The sequence below is a fragment of the Haemophilus sp. HMSC071C11 genome, assembly GCF_001837655.1.
In the GTDB taxonomy this organism is placed as follows: Bacteria; Pseudomonadota; Gammaproteobacteria; order Enterobacterales; family Pasteurellaceae; genus Haemophilus; species Haemophilus influenzae.
In genome coordinates, this window is record NZ_KV833398.1 from 114,767 (window position 1) to 137,433 (window position 22,667).

The 22,667-nt window shown below is 39.4% G+C and carries 18 protein-coding genes; 9 read left to right on the forward strand and 9 right to left on the reverse strand.

All coding sequences use genetic code 11. The features are described 5' to 3' along the window. The first annotated feature begins 7 nt into the window (after positions 1-7). A complete protein-coding gene (gene dnaE / locus HMPREF2644_RS01020; RefSeq protein WP_011272202.1) occupies positions 8-3,487 on the forward strand; it encodes a DNA polymerase III subunit alpha in 3,480 nt (1,159 codons plus the stop codon). Positions 3,488-3,524: 37 nt separating this feature from the next. Here the strand turns inward: dnaE and ilvA are convergent, their stop codons facing one another. The 3 genes from ilvA to HMPREF2644_RS01035 form a co-directional block, all read right to left on the reverse strand. Beyond that, on the reverse strand, positions 3,525-5,066 hold the full coding sequence (ilvA, locus tag HMPREF2644_RS01025) for a threonine ammonia-lyase, biosynthetic (RefSeq protein WP_005692663.1): 1,542 nt from the start codon (positions 5,064-5,066) through the stop codon (positions 3,525-3,527). Between the two features lie 79 nt (positions 5,067-5,145). Next, positions 5,146-6,984, reverse strand: coding sequence for a dihydroxy-acid dehydratase (gene ilvD / locus HMPREF2644_RS01030; protein WP_005692664.1), 1,839 nt, complete (start codon positions 6,982-6,984; stop codon positions 5,146-5,148). A 41-nt stretch (positions 6,985-7,025) separates the two neighbouring features. Next, positions 7,026-7,652: an ACT domain-containing protein gene (locus HMPREF2644_RS01035; protein ID WP_011272201.1), complete on the reverse strand. Its 627-nt coding sequence runs from the start codon at positions 7,650-7,652 to the stop codon at positions 7,026-7,028. 246 nt (positions 7,653-7,898) lie between these two features. On the opposite strand from HMPREF2644_RS01035, the gene HMPREF2644_RS01040 reads away from it, so the two are divergent. Continuing rightward, the gene (locus HMPREF2644_RS01040) at positions 7,899-9,425 is read left to right on the forward strand and encodes a sodium-dependent transporter (protein WP_011272200.1); all 1,527 of its coding nucleotides are present in this window, start codon (positions 7,899-7,901) and stop codon (positions 9,423-9,425) included. A gap of 1 nt (position 9,426) precedes the next feature. After that, on the forward strand, positions 9,427-9,522 hold the full coding sequence (locus HMPREF2644_RS08990) for a methionine/alanine import family NSS transporter small subunit (RefSeq protein ID WP_005689027.1): 96 nt from the start codon (positions 9,427-9,429) through the stop codon (positions 9,520-9,522). Between the two features lie 132 nt (positions 9,523-9,654). Here HMPREF2644_RS08990 and lpxH read toward each other — a convergent pair whose 3' ends face one another. Beyond that, the gene (lpxH, locus tag HMPREF2644_RS01045; RefSeq protein ID WP_005689025.1) at positions 9,655-10,368 is read right to left on the reverse strand and encodes a UDP-2,3-diacylglucosamine diphosphatase; all 714 of its coding nucleotides are present in this window, start codon (positions 10,366-10,368) and stop codon (positions 9,655-9,657) included. Positions 10,369-10,453: 85 nt separating this feature from the next. Here lpxH and HMPREF2644_RS01050 point away from each other — a divergent pair, with 85 nt between their 5' ends. The 3 genes from HMPREF2644_RS01050 to lptD all read left to right on the forward strand — a co-directional run bounded on the left by HMPREF2644_RS01050 (position 10,454) and on the right by lptD (position 15,058). After that, complete coding sequence (locus tag HMPREF2644_RS01050; protein WP_005689023.1) at positions 10,454-11,176, forward strand: 1-acylglycerol-3-phosphate O-acyltransferase; 723 nt, start codon at positions 10,454-10,456, stop codon at positions 11,174-11,176. A 1-nt stretch (position 11,177) separates the two neighbouring features. Beyond that, positions 11,178-12,587, forward strand: coding sequence for a multicopper oxidase domain-containing protein (locus HMPREF2644_RS01055; RefSeq protein ID WP_005689021.1), 1,410 nt, complete (start codon positions 11,178-11,180; stop codon positions 12,585-12,587). A gap of 122 nt (positions 12,588-12,709) precedes the next feature. Beyond that, positions 12,710-15,058 carry an LPS assembly protein LptD gene (lptD, locus tag HMPREF2644_RS01060; RefSeq protein WP_070828160.1) on the forward strand — a complete coding sequence of 783 codons (2,349 nt, stop codon included), beginning with the start codon at positions 12,710-12,712 and terminating at the stop codon, positions 15,056-15,058. Positions 15,059-15,145: 87 nt separating this feature from the next. Here lptD and proS read toward each other — a convergent pair whose 3' ends face one another. The 3 genes from proS to cyaY all read right to left on the reverse strand — a co-directional run bounded on the left by proS (position 15,146) and on the right by cyaY (position 19,115). Further along, positions 15,146-16,864: a proline--tRNA ligase gene (gene proS, locus HMPREF2644_RS01065; protein WP_050837618.1), complete on the reverse strand. Its 1,719-nt coding sequence runs from the start codon at positions 16,862-16,864 to the stop codon at positions 15,146-15,148. 84 nt (positions 16,865-16,948) lie between these two features. Further along, complete coding sequence (recQ, locus tag HMPREF2644_RS01070; protein ID WP_005689013.1) at positions 16,949-18,808, reverse strand: DNA helicase RecQ; 1,860 nt, start codon at positions 18,806-18,808, stop codon at positions 16,949-16,951. A gap of 1 nt (position 18,809) precedes the next feature. Next, a complete protein-coding gene (gene cyaY / locus HMPREF2644_RS01075) occupies positions 18,810-19,115 on the reverse strand; it encodes an iron donor protein CyaY (RefSeq protein WP_005655473.1) in 306 nt (101 codons plus the stop codon). Positions 19,116-19,212: 97 nt separating this feature from the next. Here cyaY and HMPREF2644_RS08995 point away from each other — a divergent pair, with 97 nt between their 5' ends. From HMPREF2644_RS08995 to HMPREF2644_RS01085, 3 genes are all read left to right on the forward strand, one after another. Beyond that, on the forward strand, positions 19,213-19,329 hold the full coding sequence (locus HMPREF2644_RS08995; protein WP_005652274.1) for an LPS translocon maturation chaperone LptM: 117 nt from the start codon (positions 19,213-19,215) through the stop codon (positions 19,327-19,329). 47 nt (positions 19,330-19,376) lie between these two features. Then, the gene (gene lysA, locus HMPREF2644_RS01080; protein ID WP_070828161.1) at positions 19,377-20,624 is read left to right on the forward strand and encodes a diaminopimelate decarboxylase; all 1,248 of its coding nucleotides are present in this window, start codon (positions 19,377-19,379) and stop codon (positions 20,622-20,624) included. 205 nt (positions 20,625-20,829) lie between these two features. Continuing rightward, on the forward strand, positions 20,830-21,456 hold the full coding sequence (locus HMPREF2644_RS01085) for a response regulator (protein WP_005648546.1): 627 nt from the start codon (positions 20,830-20,832) through the stop codon (positions 21,454-21,456). Between the two features lie 61 nt (positions 21,457-21,517). Here HMPREF2644_RS01085 and HMPREF2644_RS01090 read toward each other — a convergent pair whose 3' ends face one another. Both HMPREF2644_RS01090 and yihI read right to left on the reverse strand, forming a co-directional pair. Further along, a complete protein-coding gene (locus HMPREF2644_RS01090; RefSeq protein WP_005648547.1) occupies positions 21,518-21,958 on the reverse strand; it encodes a DUF2489 domain-containing protein in 441 nt (146 codons plus the stop codon). A 3-nt stretch (positions 21,959-21,961) separates the two neighbouring features. Beyond that, positions 21,962-22,522, reverse strand: a complete 561-nt coding sequence (gene yihI / locus HMPREF2644_RS01095; RefSeq protein WP_005648548.1) for a Der GTPase-activating protein YihI — start codon at positions 22,520-22,522, stop codon at positions 21,962-21,964. Positions 22,523-22,667 lie beyond the last annotated feature (145 nt).

Consider the following 22,667-nt stretch of genomic DNA (forward strand, 5'->3'; position numbering starts at 1 on the left):
ATTTTCAATGTCATTCCAACCTCGCTTCGTCCATCTTCGCACACACACAGATTTTTCGATGATTGACAGTATCGTCAAAGTAAAACCTCTTGTGAAAGCTTGTGCTGCCAATGAAATGGTTGCTATGGGATTAACGGATTTTACTAATTTTTGTGGTGTGGTTAGTTTTTATAGCGAAATGCTTTCTTCGGGTATGAAGCCCATTATCGGGGCAGATGTAAAAGTAAAAAGCCCATTATGTGGCGATGAATACTTTGATCTTACTTTGCTGGCTAAAAATAATGAAGGCTATAGAAATATTACTTTATTGTTATCAAAGGCTTATCAACGCGGTTATAACGATTTACCTTATATTGATCAAGATTGGTTAATTGAACATCGCGACGGCGTGATTATTTTATCAGGGGGAACGCAAGGCGATGTGGGTAAAAAATTGTTGAAAGAAAACGTAGCCGAAATTGAAAGTGCGGTCGCTTTTTACCAAGAATTTTTTGCCGATCATTTTTATTTAGCATTAAGTCGTACAGGTCGCCCAAATGAAGAACGTTACATTCAAGCAGCGTTGAAATTAGCAGAACGTTGTGATTTACCATTGGTCGCAACTAATGATGTGATGTTTTTGAATGCAGAGGATTTTGAAGCCCACGAAATTCGCGTAGCGATTCACGATGGCTATACTTTAGACGATCCTAAACGTCCGAAATGTTATACCTCACAGCAATATTTTCGTAGTGAAGAAGATATGTGTAAGCTGTTTGCAGACATTCCTTCCGCTCTCGAAAATACCTTATTAATTGCGCAACGTTGTAGTGTGACTTTGCGCCTTGGTCAATATTTCTTACCTCAATTTCCAACTGGCGATTTAAGTACAGAAGATTTCTTAGTGCAAAAATCCAAAGAGGGCTTGGAAGAACGTTTAGTTTTTTTATTCCCTGATGAAAAAGTGCGGTTAGAAAAACGACCAAAATATGATGAACGCTTGCAAGTTGAGCTAGATGTAATTAACCAAATGGGGTTCCCAGGTTATTTCTTGATCGTAATGGAATTTATTCAATGGTCTAAGGATAACGATATTCCAGTAGGGCCAGGTCGTGGTTCTGGTGCGGGTTCATTAGTGGCTTATGCATTAAAAATCACTGATTTAGATCCGTTAGAGTTTGATTTGCTATTTGAACGTTTCTTAAATCCAGAACGTGTGTCTATGCCCGATTTCGACGTGGATTTCTGTATGGATGGTCGCGATCGCGTGATTGAGCACGTTGCAGAAACCTATGGTCGTGGCGCGGTATCACAAATTATTACCTTTGGCACAATGGCGGCGAAAGCGGTTATTCGAGATGTAGGGCGAGTGCTGGGGCATCCTTATGGTTTCGTTGATCGTATTTCTAAATTGATTCCGCCAGATCCAGGTATGACGCTTGCCAAAGCGTTTGAGACCGAGCCGCAATTACAGACTGCCTACGATAGCGATGAAGAAGTGCGAGCATTGATTAACATGGCGCGCAAGCTGGAAGGTGTGACACGTAATGCAGGTAAACATGCAGGTGGCGTGGTCATTTCGCCAACCTTAATTACTGATTTCGCACCACTCTATTGTGATAATGAAGGCTTACATCCGGTTACTCACTTTGATAAAAATGATGTGGAATATGCAGGGCTTGTGAAATTTGACTTCCTAGGCTTGCGTACTCTCACTATCATTAAATGGGCATTGGATATAATTAATGTTCGTATGGTGCGTGAAGGCAAGCCTCGAGTAGATATTGCCGCCATTCCACTTGATGATCCTGAATCTTTTGAATTACTTAAACGTTCCGAAACCACCGCTGTGTTCCAGTTGGAATCACGAGGTATGAAAGATTTGATCAAACGCCTGCAACCTGACTGTTTTGAAGATATTATCGCATTGGTAGCATTGTTCCGTCCGGGTCCGTTACAATCGGGTATGGTAGATAACTTTATCGACCGTAAACACGGGAGAGAAGAAGTATCTTACCCTGACGCAGAATATCAACATGCAAGTTTGAAACCTATTCTTGAGCCGACTTACGGCATTATTTTGTATCAAGAACAAGTGATGCAAATTGCGCAGGTGTTGGCTGGCTATACGCTGGGTGGGGCTGACTTATTGCGTCGAGCAATGGGTAAAAAGAAACCAGAAGAAATGGCAAAACAGCGTTTAGTGTTTAAAGAGGGGGCTGAGAAAAACGGTGTTGATGGCGAGCTATCTATGAAGATTTTCGACTTGGTGGAAAAATTTGCTGGCTATGGTTTTAATAAATCTCACTCCGCTGCTTATGCCTTGGTGTCTTACCAAACTCTTTGGCTTAAAACTCATTTCCCTGCAGAATTTATGGCTGCAGTGATGACATCTGAAATGGATAATACGGATAAAATCGTAGGTTTGTACGACGAATGTTTGCGTATGGGCTTAAAAGTGACGCCACCAGATATTAATATCGGAAAACACCATTTTAGTGTCAATGAACAAGGCGAAATTGTGTATGGGATTGGCGCGATTAAAGGCGTGGGGGAAGGCCCGATTGAAGCACTTGTGGCGGCAAGAAATGAAGGGGGGATTTTCAAAGATTTATTCGATTTATGCGCTCGTGTAGATTTGAAAAAAATTAACCGCCGTACTTTTGAAAGCCTAATTATGTCGGGTGCCTTTGATAAATTAGGCCCACATCGCGCCGCACTTTCTAAGAATTTGGAAGATGCACTTAGAGCTTCCGATCAGCATGCGAAAGATGAAGCAATGGGACAAACGGATATGTTCGGTGTGCTGACTGAAACCCATGAAGACGTGGAAAATGCCTATGCTAATACACCACCTTACACTGAAAAACAAATCCTTGATGGCGAACGAGAAACCTTGGGGCTTTATTTAAGTAGCCATCCTGTTAGCCGTTATTTGAAAGAACTTTCTCATTACACATCAACGCGGTTGAAAGATCTCGCACCAAATCGCCGTGGACAAATTAGCACTGTGGCGGGGCTAGTCGTGGCATCGAGAATTGCGATGACGAAAAAAGGCAATCGTCTAGGTATTGCAACATTGGACGATCGTTCAGGTCGCTTAGATTTAACATTATTTGGTGAAAGCCTAGAACAATTTGGTGAGAAATTACAAAAAGATACAGTGATTGTTGCTTCAGGGCAGGTGAGCTTTGATGATTTCTCTGGTGGCTTGAAAATGACGGTGCGCGAGTTAATGACCTTAGATGAGGCACGTTCTCGTTATGTCAAATCCTTGGCTATTAGTCTTTCTGAGCATCAAATTACACCAAGTTTCATTAAACAATTTAAAGCATTACTTGAGCCAGTGAGTGGTGGAACATTGCCTATTAACGTGTATTATCAAAGTCCGAAAGGTCGTGCGTTGTTACGTTTAGGCGTGCAATGGTCGATCATTCCAACAGATGAAATTCTGACGGAATTGGTGAATTTACTCGGCGAAAGTGCGGTGGAATTAGAGTTTGAATAAGACAAAGGCGTGAAAAATATCACGCCTTTTTATAAGATTAACGTAAGAAATAACGATAAGATTTGCTTTCTGTTACATCTTCAAAAACATAATTGAGTTGGGCAAGTGCCTGTTCAAATTCTGCTTGTTCGCGTTCTTCAATTTGGAACCCAGCAAGGATATTTCCATAGTCCGCACCGTGGGCACGATAGTGAAATAATGAAATATTCCAACGATTTTGCAAGGTTTCCAAGAATTTTAATAAGGCACCTTTTTGCTCTGGGAATTCGAAGGTATATAAACGTTCGTTATCATTTGATGCTCGACCACCCATTAAATAGCGAACATGCGTTTTCGCAATATCATCATCAGACATATCCTCAACATCAAAACCATTTTTCGTGAGGTCTGCAATAATATCTGCTTTTTCTTGCTCATTTGTCGTTCTTACCCCAACAAACACGCAAGCACGTTTATCATCTGCATAACGATAACTGAATTCGGTTACAGCTCTGTTACCTAATACATAAGCAAATTTTAAGAAACTACCTGGTTGTTCAGGCATGGTCACGGCTAATAAAGCCTCTCGATTTTCACCAATTTCACAACGTTCAGATACATAACGTAATGTGTGGAAATTCAAGTTCGCGCCAGACAAAATTGCCGCCATATTTTTGCCTTCAATATGGTTTTGTTTCGCATATTTTTTCAAACCAGCCAAACCTAATGCACCTGATGGTTCTGCAACAGCACGAACGTTCTCAAACAAATCTTTCATTGCTGCGCATACTTCGTCACTATCGACCAATACCATATCATCAAGATATTGTTGGCATAGGCGGAATGTTTCGTCGCCAATGCGTTTTACGGCAACGCCATCGGCAAATAATCCAACATGGGTTAAATCTGTTGGTTCGCCTTTATCGAGAGCGGCTTTTAAGCATGCAGAATCCTTTGATTCTACACCGATGATTTTAATTTCTGGCATAAATTGCTTAAGCAAAATTGCCACACCCGCAGCTAAGCCACCACCACCGACTTGTACAAACACATAATCCAAATCTGCCACTTGTTGTAGCATTTCCATCGCTAACGTGCCTTGTCCAGCGATTACCAATGGATGATCGAATGGTGGAATAAATGTCATATTTTTTTCTTTTGAAAGCTCGATGGCTTTTGCTTTGGCTTCATCGAAATTAGCACCGTGCAACAACACCTCACCACCAAAACCACGCACTGCATCCACTTTAATGCTTGGGGTGTTTTGTGGCATAACAATTAATGCTTTTAAGCCTAATTGTTTCGCTGATAATGCCACGCCTTGTGCATGGTTACCTGCAGATGCCGCTATTACGCCTGCTGCTTTTTGTTCCTCTGAAAGGCTAGAAATCATTGCGTAAGCACCGCGTAGTTTAAAGCTATTTACTGGCTGACGGTCTTCTCGTTTAATCCAGATATTATTGTGCAGTCGTTCAGAAAGTTTTCCCATTTTTTGTAAAGGGGTCACTTGTGCAGCTTCATATACGCGCGAACCAAGTTTAACAATGGCATTGATATAATCTGATTGAGAGGGTTGAGGATTGGTGAGTAGATTTTTCATAGTGTTTGTTTTGATGATAAAGTGCGGTTAGTTTTTCCTTTGTTTTATCCCCCTCTTATGAAAGAGGGGAACCGTTAAATTATTTTAATAATGTTTTATCGCGTACCGCACCTTTGTCCGCTGAGGTCGCAAAGTGACCGAATACTTTTAAAGCGAAAGATACTTCACGTTCACGGTTAGCTGGCTGCCAACCTTTTTGATCTTGTTCGGCTCTGCGTGCTGCGAGTTCATCATTACTGATTTCTAAGTTAATTGCACGATTTGGAATATCAATGTTGATAATATCGCCATCGCGTACTAAGCCGATTGCACCGCCAGAAGCAGCTTCTGGTGAAGCATGTCCAATAGACAAGCCTGATGTACCGCCAGAGAAGCGACCATCCGTTAATAAAGCGCATTTTTTGCCCAAGCCCATCGATTTTAAGTAACTGGTTGGGTATAACATTTCTTGCATACCTGGTCCGCCTTTAGGCCCTTCGTAACGGATAACAACAACATGACCTTCTTTGACTTTGCCACCTAAAATGCCTGCAACCGCATCTTCTTGGCTTTCAAATACGATTGCTGTGCCAGTGAATTTCCAAATAGATTCATCTACACCAGCGGTTTTAACGATACATCCGTCTTCAGCGAGATTACCGAATAATACGGCTAAGCCACCTTCTTGTGAAATCGCATTTTCTTTATTGCGAATACAACCGTTTACACGATCATTATCAACGGTATCCCAGCGGCAATCTTGTGAGAATGCTTGAGTTGTGCGGATACCTGCAGGGCCTGCACGGAAGAATTTATGTAATTCTTCATCTTGATTGCGAATAATATCGTATTGGTCTAGTTGCTCTCCCATGCTCATTCCAAGCACGGTGTGTGTATTTTTATGAATTAATCCAGCGCGATCTAATTCACCCAACAATCCCATAATACCGCCTGCACGGTGTACGTCTTCCATATGATATTTATTGGTGTTTGGTGCAATTTTGCTTAAACAAGGCACTTTGCGCGATAAACGGTCAATATCTTCCATTTTAAAATCCACGCCTGCTTCTTGTGCTGCCGCTAATAAGTGTAAAACAGTGTTACTTGAACCACCCATTGCGATATCGAGGCTCATTGCATTTTCAAAGGCATCAAAAGTACCGATTGAACGAGGCAATACGCTTGCATCATCTTGTTCATAATAGCGTTTGCAAAGCTCGACAATTTGACGACCTGCTTTTAAGAATAATTCTTTGCGGTCTGCGTGAGTGGCTAACATAGAACCATTACCAGGTAAAGATAAACCTAAGGCTTCAGTTAAGCAGTTCATTGAGTTAGCGGTAAACATGCCAGAGCAAGAACCACAAGTTGGGCAAGCGCTACGCTCAATCGCATCAATACGCTCATCGCTTACATTTGGATCGGCTGCCTCAATCATCGCATCTACTAAATCTAAGCGGATTAATTGATCAGAAAGTTTAGTTTTACCTGCTTCCATCGGGCCGCCTGAAACGAAGATAGTTGGAATATTTAAACGCATTGCCGCCATTAACATTCCTGGAGTGATTTTGTCACAGTTGGAAATACACACCATCGCATCAGCACAGTGCGCATTGACCATATATTCCACGCTATCAGCGATTAAATCACGGCTTGGTAAGGAATAAAGCATCCCACCGTGTCCCATCGCGATACCATCATCCACCGCAATGGTGTTAAATTCTTTTGCTACGCCGCCCGCTTTTTCAATTTCTGCGGCAACAAGCTGTCCCATATCTTTTAAATGCACATGCCCTGGTACGAATTGCGTGAAAGAGTTCACCACCGCAATAATCGGTTTACCAAAGTCATTTTCCTTCATTCCTGTTGCACGCCATAAGGCACGTGCGCCTGCCATATTACGACCTTGTGTGCTGGTCGCTGAACGTAGTTTGGGCATAAATAATCTCTCCGAGTAAAATTTAGGGTTCGTTTGTATGATTAATTAACCATTAAAACATCCGGCAGCTTAACCAACTGATTCACTAATAGATCTAAAGTGCGGTCAGATTTTACAGTGATTTTTAACCGCACTTGGGTTTCAATGAGTGTCATTTCCATTGTTGTAACGGTAAATCCGCAGTGACGTGCTACGCGTAAAATGTGTTGCACTGACCACATTTGATGCTGACCCACATCAGTACAAATTATCGCATTATTTGGTTTGCGATTAGATAGGCTGTTGAGTAATGCCCAAGGATCAATCGGGCGATTGCCTTGATTTTCAACATAAGTGAAATCTAATTTTGCTTTGAAATTTCTGATTTGTTCACGCCAAGGTTCAATAGTGACAACTGGAATGGAGTCCATCATGGCATCGCCTAATCCAATAACTAAATTAGTGGCACCAGAGCCTGATGCTGCAATACAGACGCCCACTTTTCCCGTGGAGCGAGCATAGCCAATCGCAGCCATTGCAGTCCCTTGTTCATTACGACAAAGTAAGTGATCTAAGCCTGCGTCATAAAGGGCATCGTAGGTTGGCATAATTGCGCCACCGGGATAGCCGAAAAGAGTCGTGACATGATGTGCTTTCAAGCACGCCATGATAAGTTGTGCACCTGTCATTGTGTTTGTTTCCTGTTATTTTTATTTTGGGATAAGTTTAGCATTGTAGCGAAATTTCGAGTCATTGGTAGGGCTTGGAGAGAAAAAAACGAAAAAAAGTGCGGTGAAAATTGGCTTATTTTGAATATTCCTGTTCTTCCCCTAAAAAATTTAGTGAATTTTTACCGCTCTTTAAGCTTGCTTATTGACTGATTGTTAGATTTCATTATATTGAAACTCTTTTCATTTTTTTACATAGGATAATTTATGGTGCACTCAGCTCCAAAAGCACAAAAGCGTGAGACTTTTTCTGGTCGTCGCGCATTTATTCTGGCAGCAATTGGTTCTGCCGTTGGTCTTGGTAATATTTGGCGTTTTCCTTACACCACTTATGAAAACGGTGGTGGCGCATTTATCATCCCTTACCTTATTGCATTATTAACCGCAGGGATTCCTCTTTTATTCCTAGATTATGCCATTGGGCACCGTCATCGTGGTGGTGCGCCACTTTCTTATCGTCGTGTTAGCCCGCACTTTGAAGTGTTTGGCTGGTGGCAAATGATGGTGAATGTCATCATCGGATTATATTACGCTGTAGTGTTAGGCTGGGCAGCAAGCTACACATATTTTTCTTTCACTGGTGCGTGGGGCGATAAACCCATTGATTTCTTCATCGGTGAATTTTTAAAAATGGGCGATATTAAAAACGGTATCAGCTTTGAATTTGTTGGTATGGTAACCGCACCATTAATTGCGATGTGGATTGTTGCCTTAGGCGTGCTTTCTATGGGTGTTCAAAAAGGAATTGCTAAGGTCTCTTCCGTATTAATGCCAGTGCTCGTCGTGATGTTTATGGTGCTTGTGATTTATTCCTTATTCTTACCAGGTGCGGCAAAAGGTTTAGATGCATTATTTACACCAGATTGGACAAAATTATCCAACCCGAGTGTGTGGATTGCCGCCTATGGGCAAATCTTCTTCTCTCTTTCAATCGGCTTTGGGATTATGGTGACTTACGCCTCTTATCTTAAAAAAGAATCCGATTTGACGGGTAGTGGCTTGGTTGTAGGTTTTGCTAACAGTAGCTTTGAAGTGTTAGCAGGTATCGGCGTATTTGCAGCATTAGGTTTTATTGCAACAGCGCAAGGTCAAGAAGTTAGCGAAGTAGCAAAAGGCGGAATTGGTTTAGCATTTTTCGCATTCCCAACCATCATCAACAAAGCACCATTTGGCGAAGTGCTAGGCATGTTATTCTTTGGTGCATTAACCTTTGCCGCATTGACTTCATTCATCTCAGTTATCGAAGTAATTATTTCCGCAATTCAAGATAAAATTCGTATTAGCCGTGGAAAAGTGACATTCATCGTGGGTGTACCAATGATGCTAGTTTCTGTCATCTTATTCGGTACAACAACTGGCTTACCGATGTTAGATGTGTTCGATAAATTTGTGAACTATTTCGGTATTGTTGCCGTAGCATTTGCGTCTTTAATTGCGATTGTAGCAAATGAAAAACTCGGTTTATTGGGTAATCACTTAAATGAAACGTCATCTTTCAAAGTGGGTTTCTTCTGGCGTTTATGCATTGTATTAACGAGTGGTGTTTTAGCATTTATGCTTTTCAGCGAAGGGGCAAAAGTCTTCTCTGAAGGTTACGAAGGCTATCCAAACTGGTTTGTAAATACCTTTGGTTGGGGAATGTCGATTAGCTTACTTGTCGTGGCATTTTTCCTTTCTCGCTTAAAATGGAAAAGCGAAACCAAATTAACGATTGATGAAACTAAAGGAGAATAAAATGACTACTGGCGCAATTATTATGATGATCATAGCCCTTACTTTATTGTGGGGAGGATTAATTTACGCGTCGCTTCGCTTACCGAAAGAAAACTAATCCTAAAATTAACCGCACTTTTATCTGTATCTAAAAGTTGGGCTTATCCACCAGCTTTTAGGTACGATTTTATGGATAAGTATTATTCTAGTATCATTAAGTAAAATAACGAGTTTTTGCTTTACCGCACTTCTAATCTTTAATAAAACCAAATTCTCCGCTTTCATCCATTTTTAAAATTGATGCGTAATTTTTTCGCCAATCCCCTAATACAATTCGGGTAAATTCTTCTTGTTGATGAATCGCCTCACGGTGTGTGTGTCCGTGAATTAATAAATTTACATCAAACTCTTGTACTTTTTCTGCCGTGAAGGCTTGGTTTACATCCATAATTTCCTGTGATTTCGCTTGTTTATCTTGATTGCTCTTTGCTCGAATTTTCTCCGCAATTATCACCCGCACTTTTAATGGCAAGCACAAAAACAAACGTTGCAGCCATTTTTGATGCACTCTACGGCGAAATTGTTGGTAAGCCTCATCATCAATACAAAGCGTATCGCCATGACAAAGTAAGATTTTTTTATCATAAAGTGTGATTAATTGATAATCAGGTAAAAGCTGAACACCTGTATCTTTCGCAAAACGTTCACCAATTAAGAAATCACGGTTACCGTGCTGAAAATAACATTGCACACCTTGATTACTTACAGACTTAATTAAATCTTTAACTTGTTGAATCAATGCAGATTGCTCATCATCACCAATCCAAAAATCAAAAAGATCACCTAAAATGTAAAGCCGTTCAGCCTGTGGGGCAAGATTCTGCATAAAATCGACAAAAAGTGCGGTCAATTCTGGCTGAGTTTCGCTTAAATGCAAATCAGAAATAAAATAGCTATGTTTCATAAAAATTCCACGATTTTTGTTTAGATTAACACATATTGATATTGAATTTGCTATACTTTAACGAAATTTTGTATAGGGCATCCTTATGTTAAAACTACTTCGAATTTTCCTCGTATTAATCTGCTGTATTCTAATTTGTGTACTGGGTACGATTTATTCTTTTATCCGCTTTAAAAATCCAAGCAACGTAGGCATTGTTGCTCGTTGGTTTGGACGCTTATATCCACTTTTTGGCTTAAAGGTAGAACATCGTATTCCTCAAGATCAGAAGCAAATTAGCCGCGCCATTTATATCGGTAATCATCAAAATAATTATGATATGGTAACAATCTCTTATATGGTGCAACCTCGCACAGTAAGTGTGGGTAAAAAAAGCTTAATTTGGATACCCTTCTTCGGCATTTTATATTGGGTAACGGGTAATATTTTCTTGGATAGAGAAAACCGCACAAAAGCGCATAATACGATGTCACAGCTTGCACGACGAATTAATGAAGATAATTTATCAATTTGGATGTTCCCAGAAGGCACTCGCAATCGCGGTCGCGGTTTATTACCCTTTAAAACGGGTGCATTCCATGCGGCGATTTCAGCAGGTGTACCAATTATTCCAGTGGTGTGTTCAAGCACGCATAACAAAATTAATTTAAATCGTTGGGATAATGGCAAAGTGATTTGCGAAATAATGGATCCAATCGATGTTTCAGGCTATACCAAAGACAATGTTCGCGATCTTGCGGCTTATTGTCATGATCTAATGGAAAAACGCATTGCCGAACTTGATGAAGAGATAGCAAAAGGAAACTAAAATGCCACGCCTTTCCCGCCGTCAATTATTAAAAACAGCTGCGATTTCTACCGCACTTTCCACCGTGCCAGCACCATTGTTAGCGGCAAGCCGTGAAAAACTAGTTGTGCCGCCACTAATTGAAGTTCGTCGCGGTCGCCCGATTGTATTAACCATGCAGGAAACGAATTATCCGTTAGATGGCTCACACAATGTGACGGTATGGGGATTCAACGGTAATTATCTTGGCCCAACCATTAAAATCAAATCAGGTAGCTTTGCCAAACTTAATTATCATAACAATTTGCCACAATCCGTTGCCTTGTCTATTCAAGGTTTACAAGCATCAGGCGAACTGTTTGGCGGGGCAGCTCGAGTTCTCAAAAAAGGCGAATCTTGGGCACCCATCGTGCCTATTGAACAACCTGCAGCAAGCTGCTGGTATCGTTCCGCGACATTAGCCAACTCAGCCTATCAAACCTATCGTGGCTTAGCTGGAATGTGGTTAATTGAAGATGAGCAAAGCCTAAAAGCTAATCTTCCCAATAAATACGGCGTAGATGATATTCCATTGATTTTACAAGATATGGAATTTAACAATGATGGTCTCCAATTATTCAAACAAAATCAACCGCACTTTGTAGGCAATCGCTTATTAGTGAATGGTATTGAAGCACCATATTTAGATGTTGCACGGGGTTGGATTCGTTTACGTTTGCTCAATGCCTCATTAGCGCGTGCTTATGATTTACGCTTGGATAATGATCAAGAAATGCTACTTATTGCACAAGATTTAAGTTTCTTACCCAAAGCGAAATCAGTCAAATCTTTGGTTCTCTCGCCAGGAGAACGCGCAGAAATACTGGTTAATATGAATGAAATTGACAACGTATCTCTCATTAGCGGAAGTAAACGTAGCTTGTACGAAAAAATAAAAAATATGTTGTTCTCAGGCGATGAACTCGCTAATAACACCGTCCTTGAATTACGTGCTCAAGGACAACTATCCGCATTTAACAAACAACCGAATCTAACTTTCGAAACGGATGCACCAGCAATATTACAACAAGCCGTTGCACAAACTCGAGAATTTAATATTGATGTCACAAACGGTTTAATTAATCAAAGACGTTTTGACCCGCGCAAGGTTGATGTTATGGCTCGTAAAGGCACCATTGAACGCTGGATTTTAAATGCAAGTTTACCTGTTGGATTTACTATTCAAGGTGCCAAATTTGTGGTGGAAAGCCAAGGAGAACATCAATTACAAGCTGAAGAATTAGCTTGGAAAGATACCGTTTGGGTAAAAAACAAAACTCAAATTTTAGTGAAATTTGATCAAGCATCTTCTGGCAACTTCCCATTCTTATTTGGGGTATCGAATTTAATGTTAGAAGATATGGGCTGTCTTGGCGTATTGATGGTTCAATAGACAAAAAATTTAATCATAACCCAGTGGATATTCTATTAATAATCACTTCTTGAAAAATATTACTAGCCTTGCACTTTTTCCAGTATAATCTGACCAATTTTCTGACAAATTAAAACAAGACGATGAATAAAAAACACACTTTAATTTCACTTGCTATTTTGACCGCACTTTATAGCCAACAAAGTTTGGCAGATTTGCACGAACAATGTTTAATGGGCGTGCCAAAATTTAGCGGTGAAGTCGTGACGGGTGATGTGAATTCTCTGCCTGTATATATTGAAGCGGATAACGCAGAAATTAATCAGCCAAATGATGCGACCTATCAAGGTAATGTAGATTTGAAACAAGGCAATCGCCATTTGTTAGCACAATCCGTGCAGGTCAAACAATCTGGAAACCAATCAACACCTTTACGCACGGCTTATGTCCGCAATGGATTTGATTATAAAGATAATCAGATCAATATGTTGGGTAAAGATGCAGAGTTTAATTTAGATAGTCACGATGGTAATTTAACAAATTCAGAATATGAATTTGTCGGTCGTCAAGGACGTGGTAAAGCTGATAATATAACACTGCATAATAATTATCGTGTAATGAAGAATGCAACCTTTACGTCATGTTTGCACGGCGACAATGCTTGGGCTGTAGATGCGTCAGAAATTCGTCAATACGTGAAAGAAGAATATGCTGAAATGTGGCATGCTCGCTTTAAAATACATGGTGTTCCCGTCTTTTATACCCCTTACTTACAATTACCCATTGGAGATCGTCGTCGTTCTGGTTTATTGATTCCAAGCGCGGGAACATCTAACCGAGATGGTCTTTGGTATGCACAACCAATTTATTGGAATATCGCTCCTAATTATGATCTTACTTTCACCCCGAAATATATGTCTCGCCGTGGTTGGCAAGCAAATGGGGAATTTCGCTATTTAACCTCCATTGGCGAAGGTAAAGTGGCAGGAGAATATTTAGGTAAGGATCGTTACTCTGAATATGCTAGTGATAATCGAAAACGTCATTTGTTCTATTGGAATCACAATTCTAGCTTTTTACAAAATTGGCGTCTAAATATTAATTACACCCGAGTAAGCGATAAACGTTATTTCAACGACTTTGATTCTATTTATGGACGCAGTACCGATGGTTATGCGAACCAATATGCTCGCATAGCTTATTATCAACCAAATTATAATTTTTCTCTTTCTGCACATCAGTTCCAAATTTTTGATGATATTGTAAACATCGGCCCTTACCGTGCAGTACCACAATTAGATTTCAACTATCACAAATATGATTTAGCGAATGGATGGTTAAATTTCAAATTACATTCACAAGCAGTTCGTTTTGATAATGACAGTAAATTGATGCCAACTGCATGGCGTTTCCATGCAGAACCTAGCCTAAATTCTTTAATGTCAAATAAATACGGCAGTTTGAATATTGAAACGAAACTTTATGCGACTCGTTACGAGCAGAAAAAAGGTTCAGGAAAAAATGCAGAGGACGTGCAAAAAACGGTAAATCGAGTTATTCCACAATTTAAAGTTGATTTACAAAGTGTATTATCACGCGATATAACGTTCTTAAAAGAGTATACACAAACCTTCGAACCGCACGTGCAGTATTTATATCGTCCTTACCGAAATCAAAGCAATATTGGTTCAACACTTAATAATGATTATTTGGGATTTGGTTACGATTCAGCATTAGTACAGCAAGATTACTATTCGCTATTCCGTGATCGCCGTTATAGTGGTTTAGATCGAATTTCATCGGCAAATCAAGTTACCTTGGGTGGCACAACGCGTTTTTATGATATTGCTGGCGAAGAACGATTTAATTTATCTGCAGGTCAAATTTATTACTTAAGTAATTCTCGTATTGATGAAAACCCTGCGAATAAAACACCAACTTCATCATCTGCTTGGGCATTAGAATCTAATTGGAAAATAAGTAATAAATGGTATTGGCGTGGTAGCTATCAATTTGATACTCATACCAATTCAACATCATTAGCGAATACATCACTAGAATATAATCCTGAAAAAAATAATTTAATTCAGTTAAATTATCGATATGTGAACCAAGAATATATTGACCAAAACTTAGGTAAATCGGCTAACGCCTATCAACAAGATATCCAACAAGTGGGATTAGTTGTAGGCTGGGAAATTGCCAATAATTGGGCTGTAGTAGGACGCTATTATCAAGATCTCGCCTTACAAAAACCAGTAGAACAATATCTAGGCGTTCAATATAACAGTTGCTGTTGGGCTGCAAGTGTTGGTGTAAAACGCAATGTCACAAACCACCAAAACCAAACACGTAATGAAATTGTTTATGATAATAGCATTGGCATAACCTTAGAATTAAGGGGGTTAGGCAGCAATGACCATCAAAGCGGTATTCAAGAGATGTTAGAAAAAGGAAAACTACCTTATATTCGAGCATTTAGTTTGGATTAAACATTGTTCAATATAAACGTTAGATCAACAAAAAGAGCGGCTATTTTTAACCGCTCTTTTGTCACAATATACAAAATAAAATACTGATTAGAGATTACCTAACTTTTCGTTTAAAACACTGAGCAATTTATCTTTACTAATCATTTCTTTTTCACCGGTACGACGATTCTTATATTCAATTTCACCGTTGTCTAGGTTTTTCTCACCGATTACCACCATATGCGGTATACCGATAAGTTCCATGTCTGCAAACATCACGCCTGGGCGTTCTTTACGATCATCAAAAATCACATCTACGCCTTGCGATTGTAAAGTGCGGTAAAGTTCTTCAGCGTATTTTTGCACGGCTTCAGATTTGTGCATGTTCATTGGCACAATCGCCACAGTGAATGGGGCGATTTCGTCTGATGGCCAGATGATACCGCGATCATCATGATGCTGTTCAATCGCTGAAGCCACCACACGAGTTACACCAATACCGTAGCAACCCATCGTCATCACAAGTGGTTTACCATCTTCGCCTTGAACGGTCGCTTTCATCGCTTCAGAGTATTTTTTACCCAGTTGGAAAATATGCCCCACTTCAATACCACGTTTGATTTGAAGCGTGCCTTTGCCATCTGGACTAGGATCGCCTTCTACTACGTTACGTAAATCAAATACTTCAGGCATTGCTACATCGCGTACCCAGTTTACATTGAAATAATGCTTTCCATCGATATTCGCGCCACAACTAAAATCAGACATTAACGCCACAGTGCGGTCAATAATTGCTGGAATATTTAAATTCACAGGGCCTAAAGAACCAACACCCGCACCAATTTTCGCTTTGATTTCAGTTTCGTCCGCAAACTCAAGGGGATCTGCCACTAACGGGTGTTTTTGTGCTTTGATTTCGTTTAATTCATGGTCGCCGCGAATAATCAACGCAACAAGTGGTTGATTTTCGTCTGCACCTTTCACAATCAAAGTTTTTACGGTTTTCTCGATTGGTAAATTGAATTGCTCCACCAACTCCGCAATAGTTTTCGCATTTGGTGTATCAACTAAACACATTTCAGCGGTTGGAGCTTGGCGTTCGCCTATAGCAATTGCTTCTGCAAGCTCAATATTCGCGGCAAAATCCGATTCCGTTGAGAACACAACATCATCTTCCCCGCTTGAAGCTAACACTTGGAATTCGTGAGAAGCTGAACCCCCGATTGAACCTGTATCCGCTTGCACCGCACGGAAATCTAAGCCTAAACGGTTAAAAATGTTACTGTATACTTGATACATCACATCATAGGTTGCTTGCAAACTTTCTTGTGTCGTGTGGAAAGAATACGCATCTTTCATAATAAATTCACGCGAACGCATTACACCAAAACGAGGGCGCACTTCATCACGGAATTTCGTTTGAATTTGATATAAGTTAAGTGGAAGCTGTTTGTATGAAGAAACTTCTCGGCGGACTAAATCTGTAATCACTTCCTCGTGAGTTGGCCCAAGTACAAAGTTACGGTTTCCACGGTCTTCAAAACGAAGCAATTCAGGGCCATATTGATCCCAACGACCAGACTCTTCCCATAATTCCGCAGGTTGCACAACTGGCATTAATACCTCAATGGCACCACCTTTGTTCATCTCTTCGCGAACAACTTTTTCCACTTTTTTCAATACGCGAATACCCGTCGGTAACCAGTTATATAAACCTGATGCCATTGGGCGAATCATACCTGCACGCAACATTAATTGGTGGCTCACAACCTGAGCATCATTTGGCGTTTCTTTTAGGGTGGAAAATAAATATTGACTTGTACGCATTGTTTAACCTTAAATTCTAAGAACTGAAAAAATTGGCGCAAGTATAACAAAAAGTGCGGTCATTTTTAACCGCACTTTTAACACTTAGTCATTATTTTGCGCATTCGCCAAAATTGCCTTATGTTCTTGAATCAATGCCATAAACGGCTGCCCAAACCGCTCTAATTTGATAGAGCCCACGCCATTAATTTGCAACATTTCAATATTGCTTGTCGGCATATATTGTGCCATTTCTTGCAACGTCGCATCATTAAAGACAATGTACGGCGGAATATTTTCTTTATCGGCAATTTGTTTGCGTAGGAAACGCAAGCGTGCAAATAAATCCTTATCGTAATTTGCAACACCTTGACGTTGTGGATTATGGGCAATTTTACTGATTGAAGAAATACGAGGCATTGCCAATTCTAACGGTTCTTCGCCTTTCAAAATCACTTTCGCACTTTCAGTAAGTTGCAACGTTGGATTTAATTCACTAATAACCTGTTGCACAAAACCCAAATGAATAAGCTGACGAATAACAGACTGCCAATGCTCTTTGCTTTTATCTTTTCCAATGCCATATACTGAAAGTTTATGGTGTTGGCGTTCAATAATTTTCTGATTGTGCATGCCACGCAACACCGCAATCACATAATGTGCACCAAAACATTGTCCCACTCGATAAATAGTAGACATTACTTTTTGCGCATCGACTAAGCCATCATATTTTTTAGGAGGATCAAGGCAAATATCACAGTTATTACATGGTGTTTGTCGATGCTCGCCAAAATAATTGAGAAGAACTAAACGGCGACAAGTCTGGCTTTCCGCAAATTCCCCAATAGCTTCTAATTTATGCTGCTCAATCTGACGCTGTGGCGTTTCTGGTTTTTCGAAGAGAATTTTTTGTAACCAAGCGTAATCAGCTGGTTCATAAAACAAAACCGCCTCGGCAGGCAAATCATCACGTCCTGCTCGACCTGTTTCTTGATAGTAAGATTCAATGCTACGTGGTAAATCAAAATGGGCAACAAAGCGCACATTGGATTTATTAATCCCCATTCCAAAAGCAATGGTTGCGACTACTACTTGAACATTATCACGCTGAAAATCCTGTTGCACACGTTCACGAATTGCCGTTTCCATTCCTGCGTGGTAAGCAGCAGCAGAGACACCTTTATTGCGTAAACTTTCCGCAATTCGCTCAACCTTATTTCTGCTGTTGCAATAAATAATCCCACTCTTACCCTTTTGAGCCAACACAAAACGTGTCAGTTGCTCCATAGGTTTGTATTTTTCTTCCAAGGTATAACGAATATTTGGTCGATCAAAACTACCAATATATTTGTGCAGATTTTTCAGATTAAGATGCCGCAGAATATCTTTTTGAGTCGCATAATCTGCCGTTGCCGTAAGTGCCATAATCGGCGCATCAGGGAAACTGGCTTTTAAACCGCCAAGCTGGGTATATTCAGGGCGAAAGTCATGCCCCCATTGAGAAATACAATGTGCTTCATCAATCGCAATAAAGCAGACTTTGCTATAAGAAATAAGTTGAAAGAAACTGTTCGTCATCACTTTTTCTGGCGACACATAAAGTAGTTTAAGTTGCCCAGAAATAAGCTTATTTTGTACTTGTTGCTGCTGTTCTAAAGTCTGACTAGAATTAAGAAAATCCGCCTCAATTCCATTAGCTTGCAGCTGATCCACTTGATCTTTCATCAAGGAAATCAGCGGAGAAATCACTAAAGTTAAACCATCAAAACAAAGTGCGGGAATTTGGTAACAAAGCGATTTGCCATTCCCCGTTGCCATTACCACCAACGCATCTTGTCCATTTAAAGCAGCATTAATAACTTCTTCCTGCCCTTTACGGAAAGATTGATAACCGAAAACCGATTTCAAAACAGAAAGTGCGGTCGGTTTTTCTATTATTTTTGATGGTAAAGGAGAATCCAGCATTTTAGAACTGCACGTTCTCGCCATGTGCAGCACAGGCTTCAACGAAACAATCCCAAAAACGTTGTCCGTCATTAGAAACCCAGTCGCCATTTTTAAAAGCAAAATGGAAACCGCCTAATTTACTTGCAATCCAAAGCTCAAGCAGCGGTTCTTGCTTGTTAATCACTATTTGTGTGCGATTATCAAAGGTGATTGTAAATACTGAACCTTGCGTTTCACAATCTACATCTGCACCTTGGTTTTCCAATTCTTCTTCAATTTTTTGCCAAACTTGTTCAATATTTTGGTGAAATTCTGCAATATTCATAAAATGTTCCTGTTTAAATCTGATAAAATGTGGCAAATTATAAAGCCTTTCTCAAGCTTGTGAAAGGCGGATTTACCGATAAGTGAGAGAGAGAAAAATGAAAAAACTACTATCAATTTTAGTGCTTAGTGCAATTTGCATTGTGACAACAGGATGCGGCGTAAAAGGTTCTTTATATTTTCCTGAAAAAGATCAAGCTCAACAAACTCAATAATCTATTATCCAATATCATTCCCAAAATAACTAAAACAGGCACACAACATGAATTTCTTCCAATATAAACATAACAAACTTTATGCCGAAGATATGCCAGTTCAACAACTTGCTGAACAATTCGGTACACCTCTTTATGTATATTCTCGCGCGACACTAGAACGTCATTGGCACGCTTTTGACTCAGCTTTCGGTAAGCGTCCTCACTTAATTTGCTTTGCCGTGAAATCTTGCTCAAATATTGGCGTGTTAAATATTATAGCAAAACTTGGTTCAGGTTTCGATATTGTCTCACAAGGCGAACTTGAGCGTGTACTGGCAGCAGGTGGCGATGCGTCAAAAGTAGTCTTTTCTGGCGTTGCGAAATCTCGAGAAGAAATTATGCGCGCATTAGAAGTTGGAATCCGTTGCTTTAATGTGGAATCAGTTTCTGAGCTCAAGCACATTAACCAAATCGCGGGAGAAATGGGTAAAATCGCACCTATTTCTTTACGTGTAAATCCAGATGTTGATGCTCATACACACCCTTATATTTCAACAGGATTAAAAGAAAATAAATTTGGTGTAAGCGTAAATGAAGCTCGAGAGGTATATAAATTAGCCTCAACGCTACCAAACATAAAAATAACAGGGATGGATTGCCACATAGGCTCACAGCTCACCGAATTACAACCATTCTTAGATGCAACAGATCGATTAATTGTCCTAATGGAACAATTAAAAGAAGATGGAATTACATTAAAACATCTCGATCTGGGCGGTGGTTTAGGCGTGACTTATACGGATGAAACACCACCGCATCCAAGCGATTACGCAAATGCGTTATTAGAAAAACTAAAAAATTATCCCGAACTTGAAATTATTCTTGAACCCGGCAGAGCAATTTCTGCAAATGCAGGAATTCTAGTAGCAAAAGTACAATACTTAAAAAGTAATGAAAGCCGTAATTTCGCCATTACCGATACAGGAATGAACGATATGATCCGACCAGCATTGTATGAGGCTTACATGAACATCGTCGAAATTGACCGCACTTTAGAAAGAGAAAAAGCCATTTATGATGTTGTAGGGCCTGTTTGCGAAACGTCTGATTTCTTAGGCAAACAACGGGAACTTTCAATTGCTGAAGGGGATTATATTGCTCAATGTTCTGCTGGTGCCTATGGAGCAAGTATGTCATCAAACTATAATTCAAGAGCCCGCACTGCAGAAGTTTTAGTAGATGGCGATCAATCCTATCTAATTCGTCGTCGAGAAACCTTACAGGAACTTTGGGCATTAGAATCGACCATTTAATATTTCTTATCTTAAAAAAGAGCGGTAAAAAATTATCTATTTTTCTACCGCACTTTTTCTATTTTTATCCATCAATAAACCTACCTCAAATAGTAAGTTTGTGATATAAATCAAATTTTTTTCTATTCTAGATTGGCATAGAATTGAATTCTTTATAAAATGTCATGCTTTTTAAAGTGGACTTCTAACCACTAAAGGAGAAATTATGCAAGATAAGCTAAAAGTTTTATTGATTGACGACCATCCGTTAATGCGTCGTGGCATTAAACAACTTGTAGAATTAGACGATAACTTTGAAGTAGTGGCTGACGTAAGCAGCGGCACAGAAGGGATTTCTGTGGCATTACAAACATCACCTGATGTGATCATTTTAGATCTCAACATGAAAGGACTTTCTGGGTTAGATACGCTCAAAGGATTACGTGCAGAAGGCGTTGATGCGCGAATTTTAATTTTAACAGTGTCTGATGCAAAAAATGATATTTATACTCTAATTGATGCAGGTGCAGATGGTTATTTGTTAAAAGATACTGAACCTGATACATTGCTAGACCAAATCAAGCGCATAGCACAAGGCGAAGTCATTCTGAGTGATTCTATTAAAAATTTATTATTAGAACGTACTCACGAAGATAATCCGTTAGACAGCTTAACGGATCGTGAAATGGGCGTACTTCGTCAAATTGCAACTGGCTTATCAAACAAACAAATTGCAGCACAACTGTTTATTTCAGAAGAAACCGTAAAAGTACATATCCGTAATTTATTACGTAAATTAAATGTTCATTCTCGTGTTGCAGCAACGGTATTATTTTTTGAACAAAATCGTTAAAAATAATCATAAAAAATGCGCTAGGAGAGACTTAGCGCATTTTTCTTTAAAATTATAATATTTAAATTAGCTCAATAGATTTAATATCTTCTAATAAAATATACAATTCTTGTTTAATATTTTTTTCAAACTGTGCTTCTGCACTTTCTCGAGCTAAATCCAGACGCATTCTTTCTCTTTTCTCAAGTAGTTTACGGTCATCATGTGTAGGCATATCACGCACCACTTCATATAAATTAGCCATCGCAGGATAAGATGATAAATTCTTACCAAAAGGCCTTAATAGCATAGTAAGACGAATTACGCCTTCAGAAAGATTACATTCTCCAGACTGCATTGCACGAGCAATAATATCAATGCTCTCTTTTAATCGTATAACCCGATTATTCTTAGCTTTAGCAATCAATTCCTTTTGAACTTTTAACTGCTTTAATAAACGGATTGCATATAGAGTCAATCCAGTTACCAAGAAAAGTGCGATGACAAAAAATATCCAAATCATAGATTACCTAAATTGATTAATATCCATACGCTCGAAAGTGCGGTATAAATCATCTTCGCTTTCATCTTCGTCTTCAATGCCAAGTTCTTCCATTAACTCAGAAATTCGATCTAAGCATTCATCTACAAATTGTTGATCTGATTTACTAATAGTTTTACCCGCATCTAAAGCATCCAATAATTCATTAAGAATTTCATTATTTTCCAGATTTTCAAGCTCTTTCATTGGATCTTGTTTTTTCACCTGTTTTATTACAGGAATTACTTGACCTTTTTCAGGCTTATTAACAAATTCAACAACCAACGGTATCTTTTTCTTACTACCAATTTTTGGATCTTTAATTTCATTTTGAAGTTTATTCGCTTTTTCTTCAACCGCACTATGACGAGATCCTGAAGCTAAACCTTTATGCTTACGTTTTTTCTTATCTTCACGAGCTTTAGCATCCAATTCATAACGAGTAAGCTTTTTACCAGAGCGTGCTTTTGTTATATCTATTTTTTTATCTGCTTTGCGAATTGGCATAATATCTGTAATTCGACGTGTTTTTTTCTTACGAGCCATAGGGTACCTTTCTTAAAATTTTGTGGATTGTATCACTAGTGCGTATTTTTCTCACTAACAAACATAAACTTTATCTAAACTTATTTTGTTAAAGTATAAACTTCTAAAAAACAAAAACCCCATATCTTTCGACACGGGGTTCTTC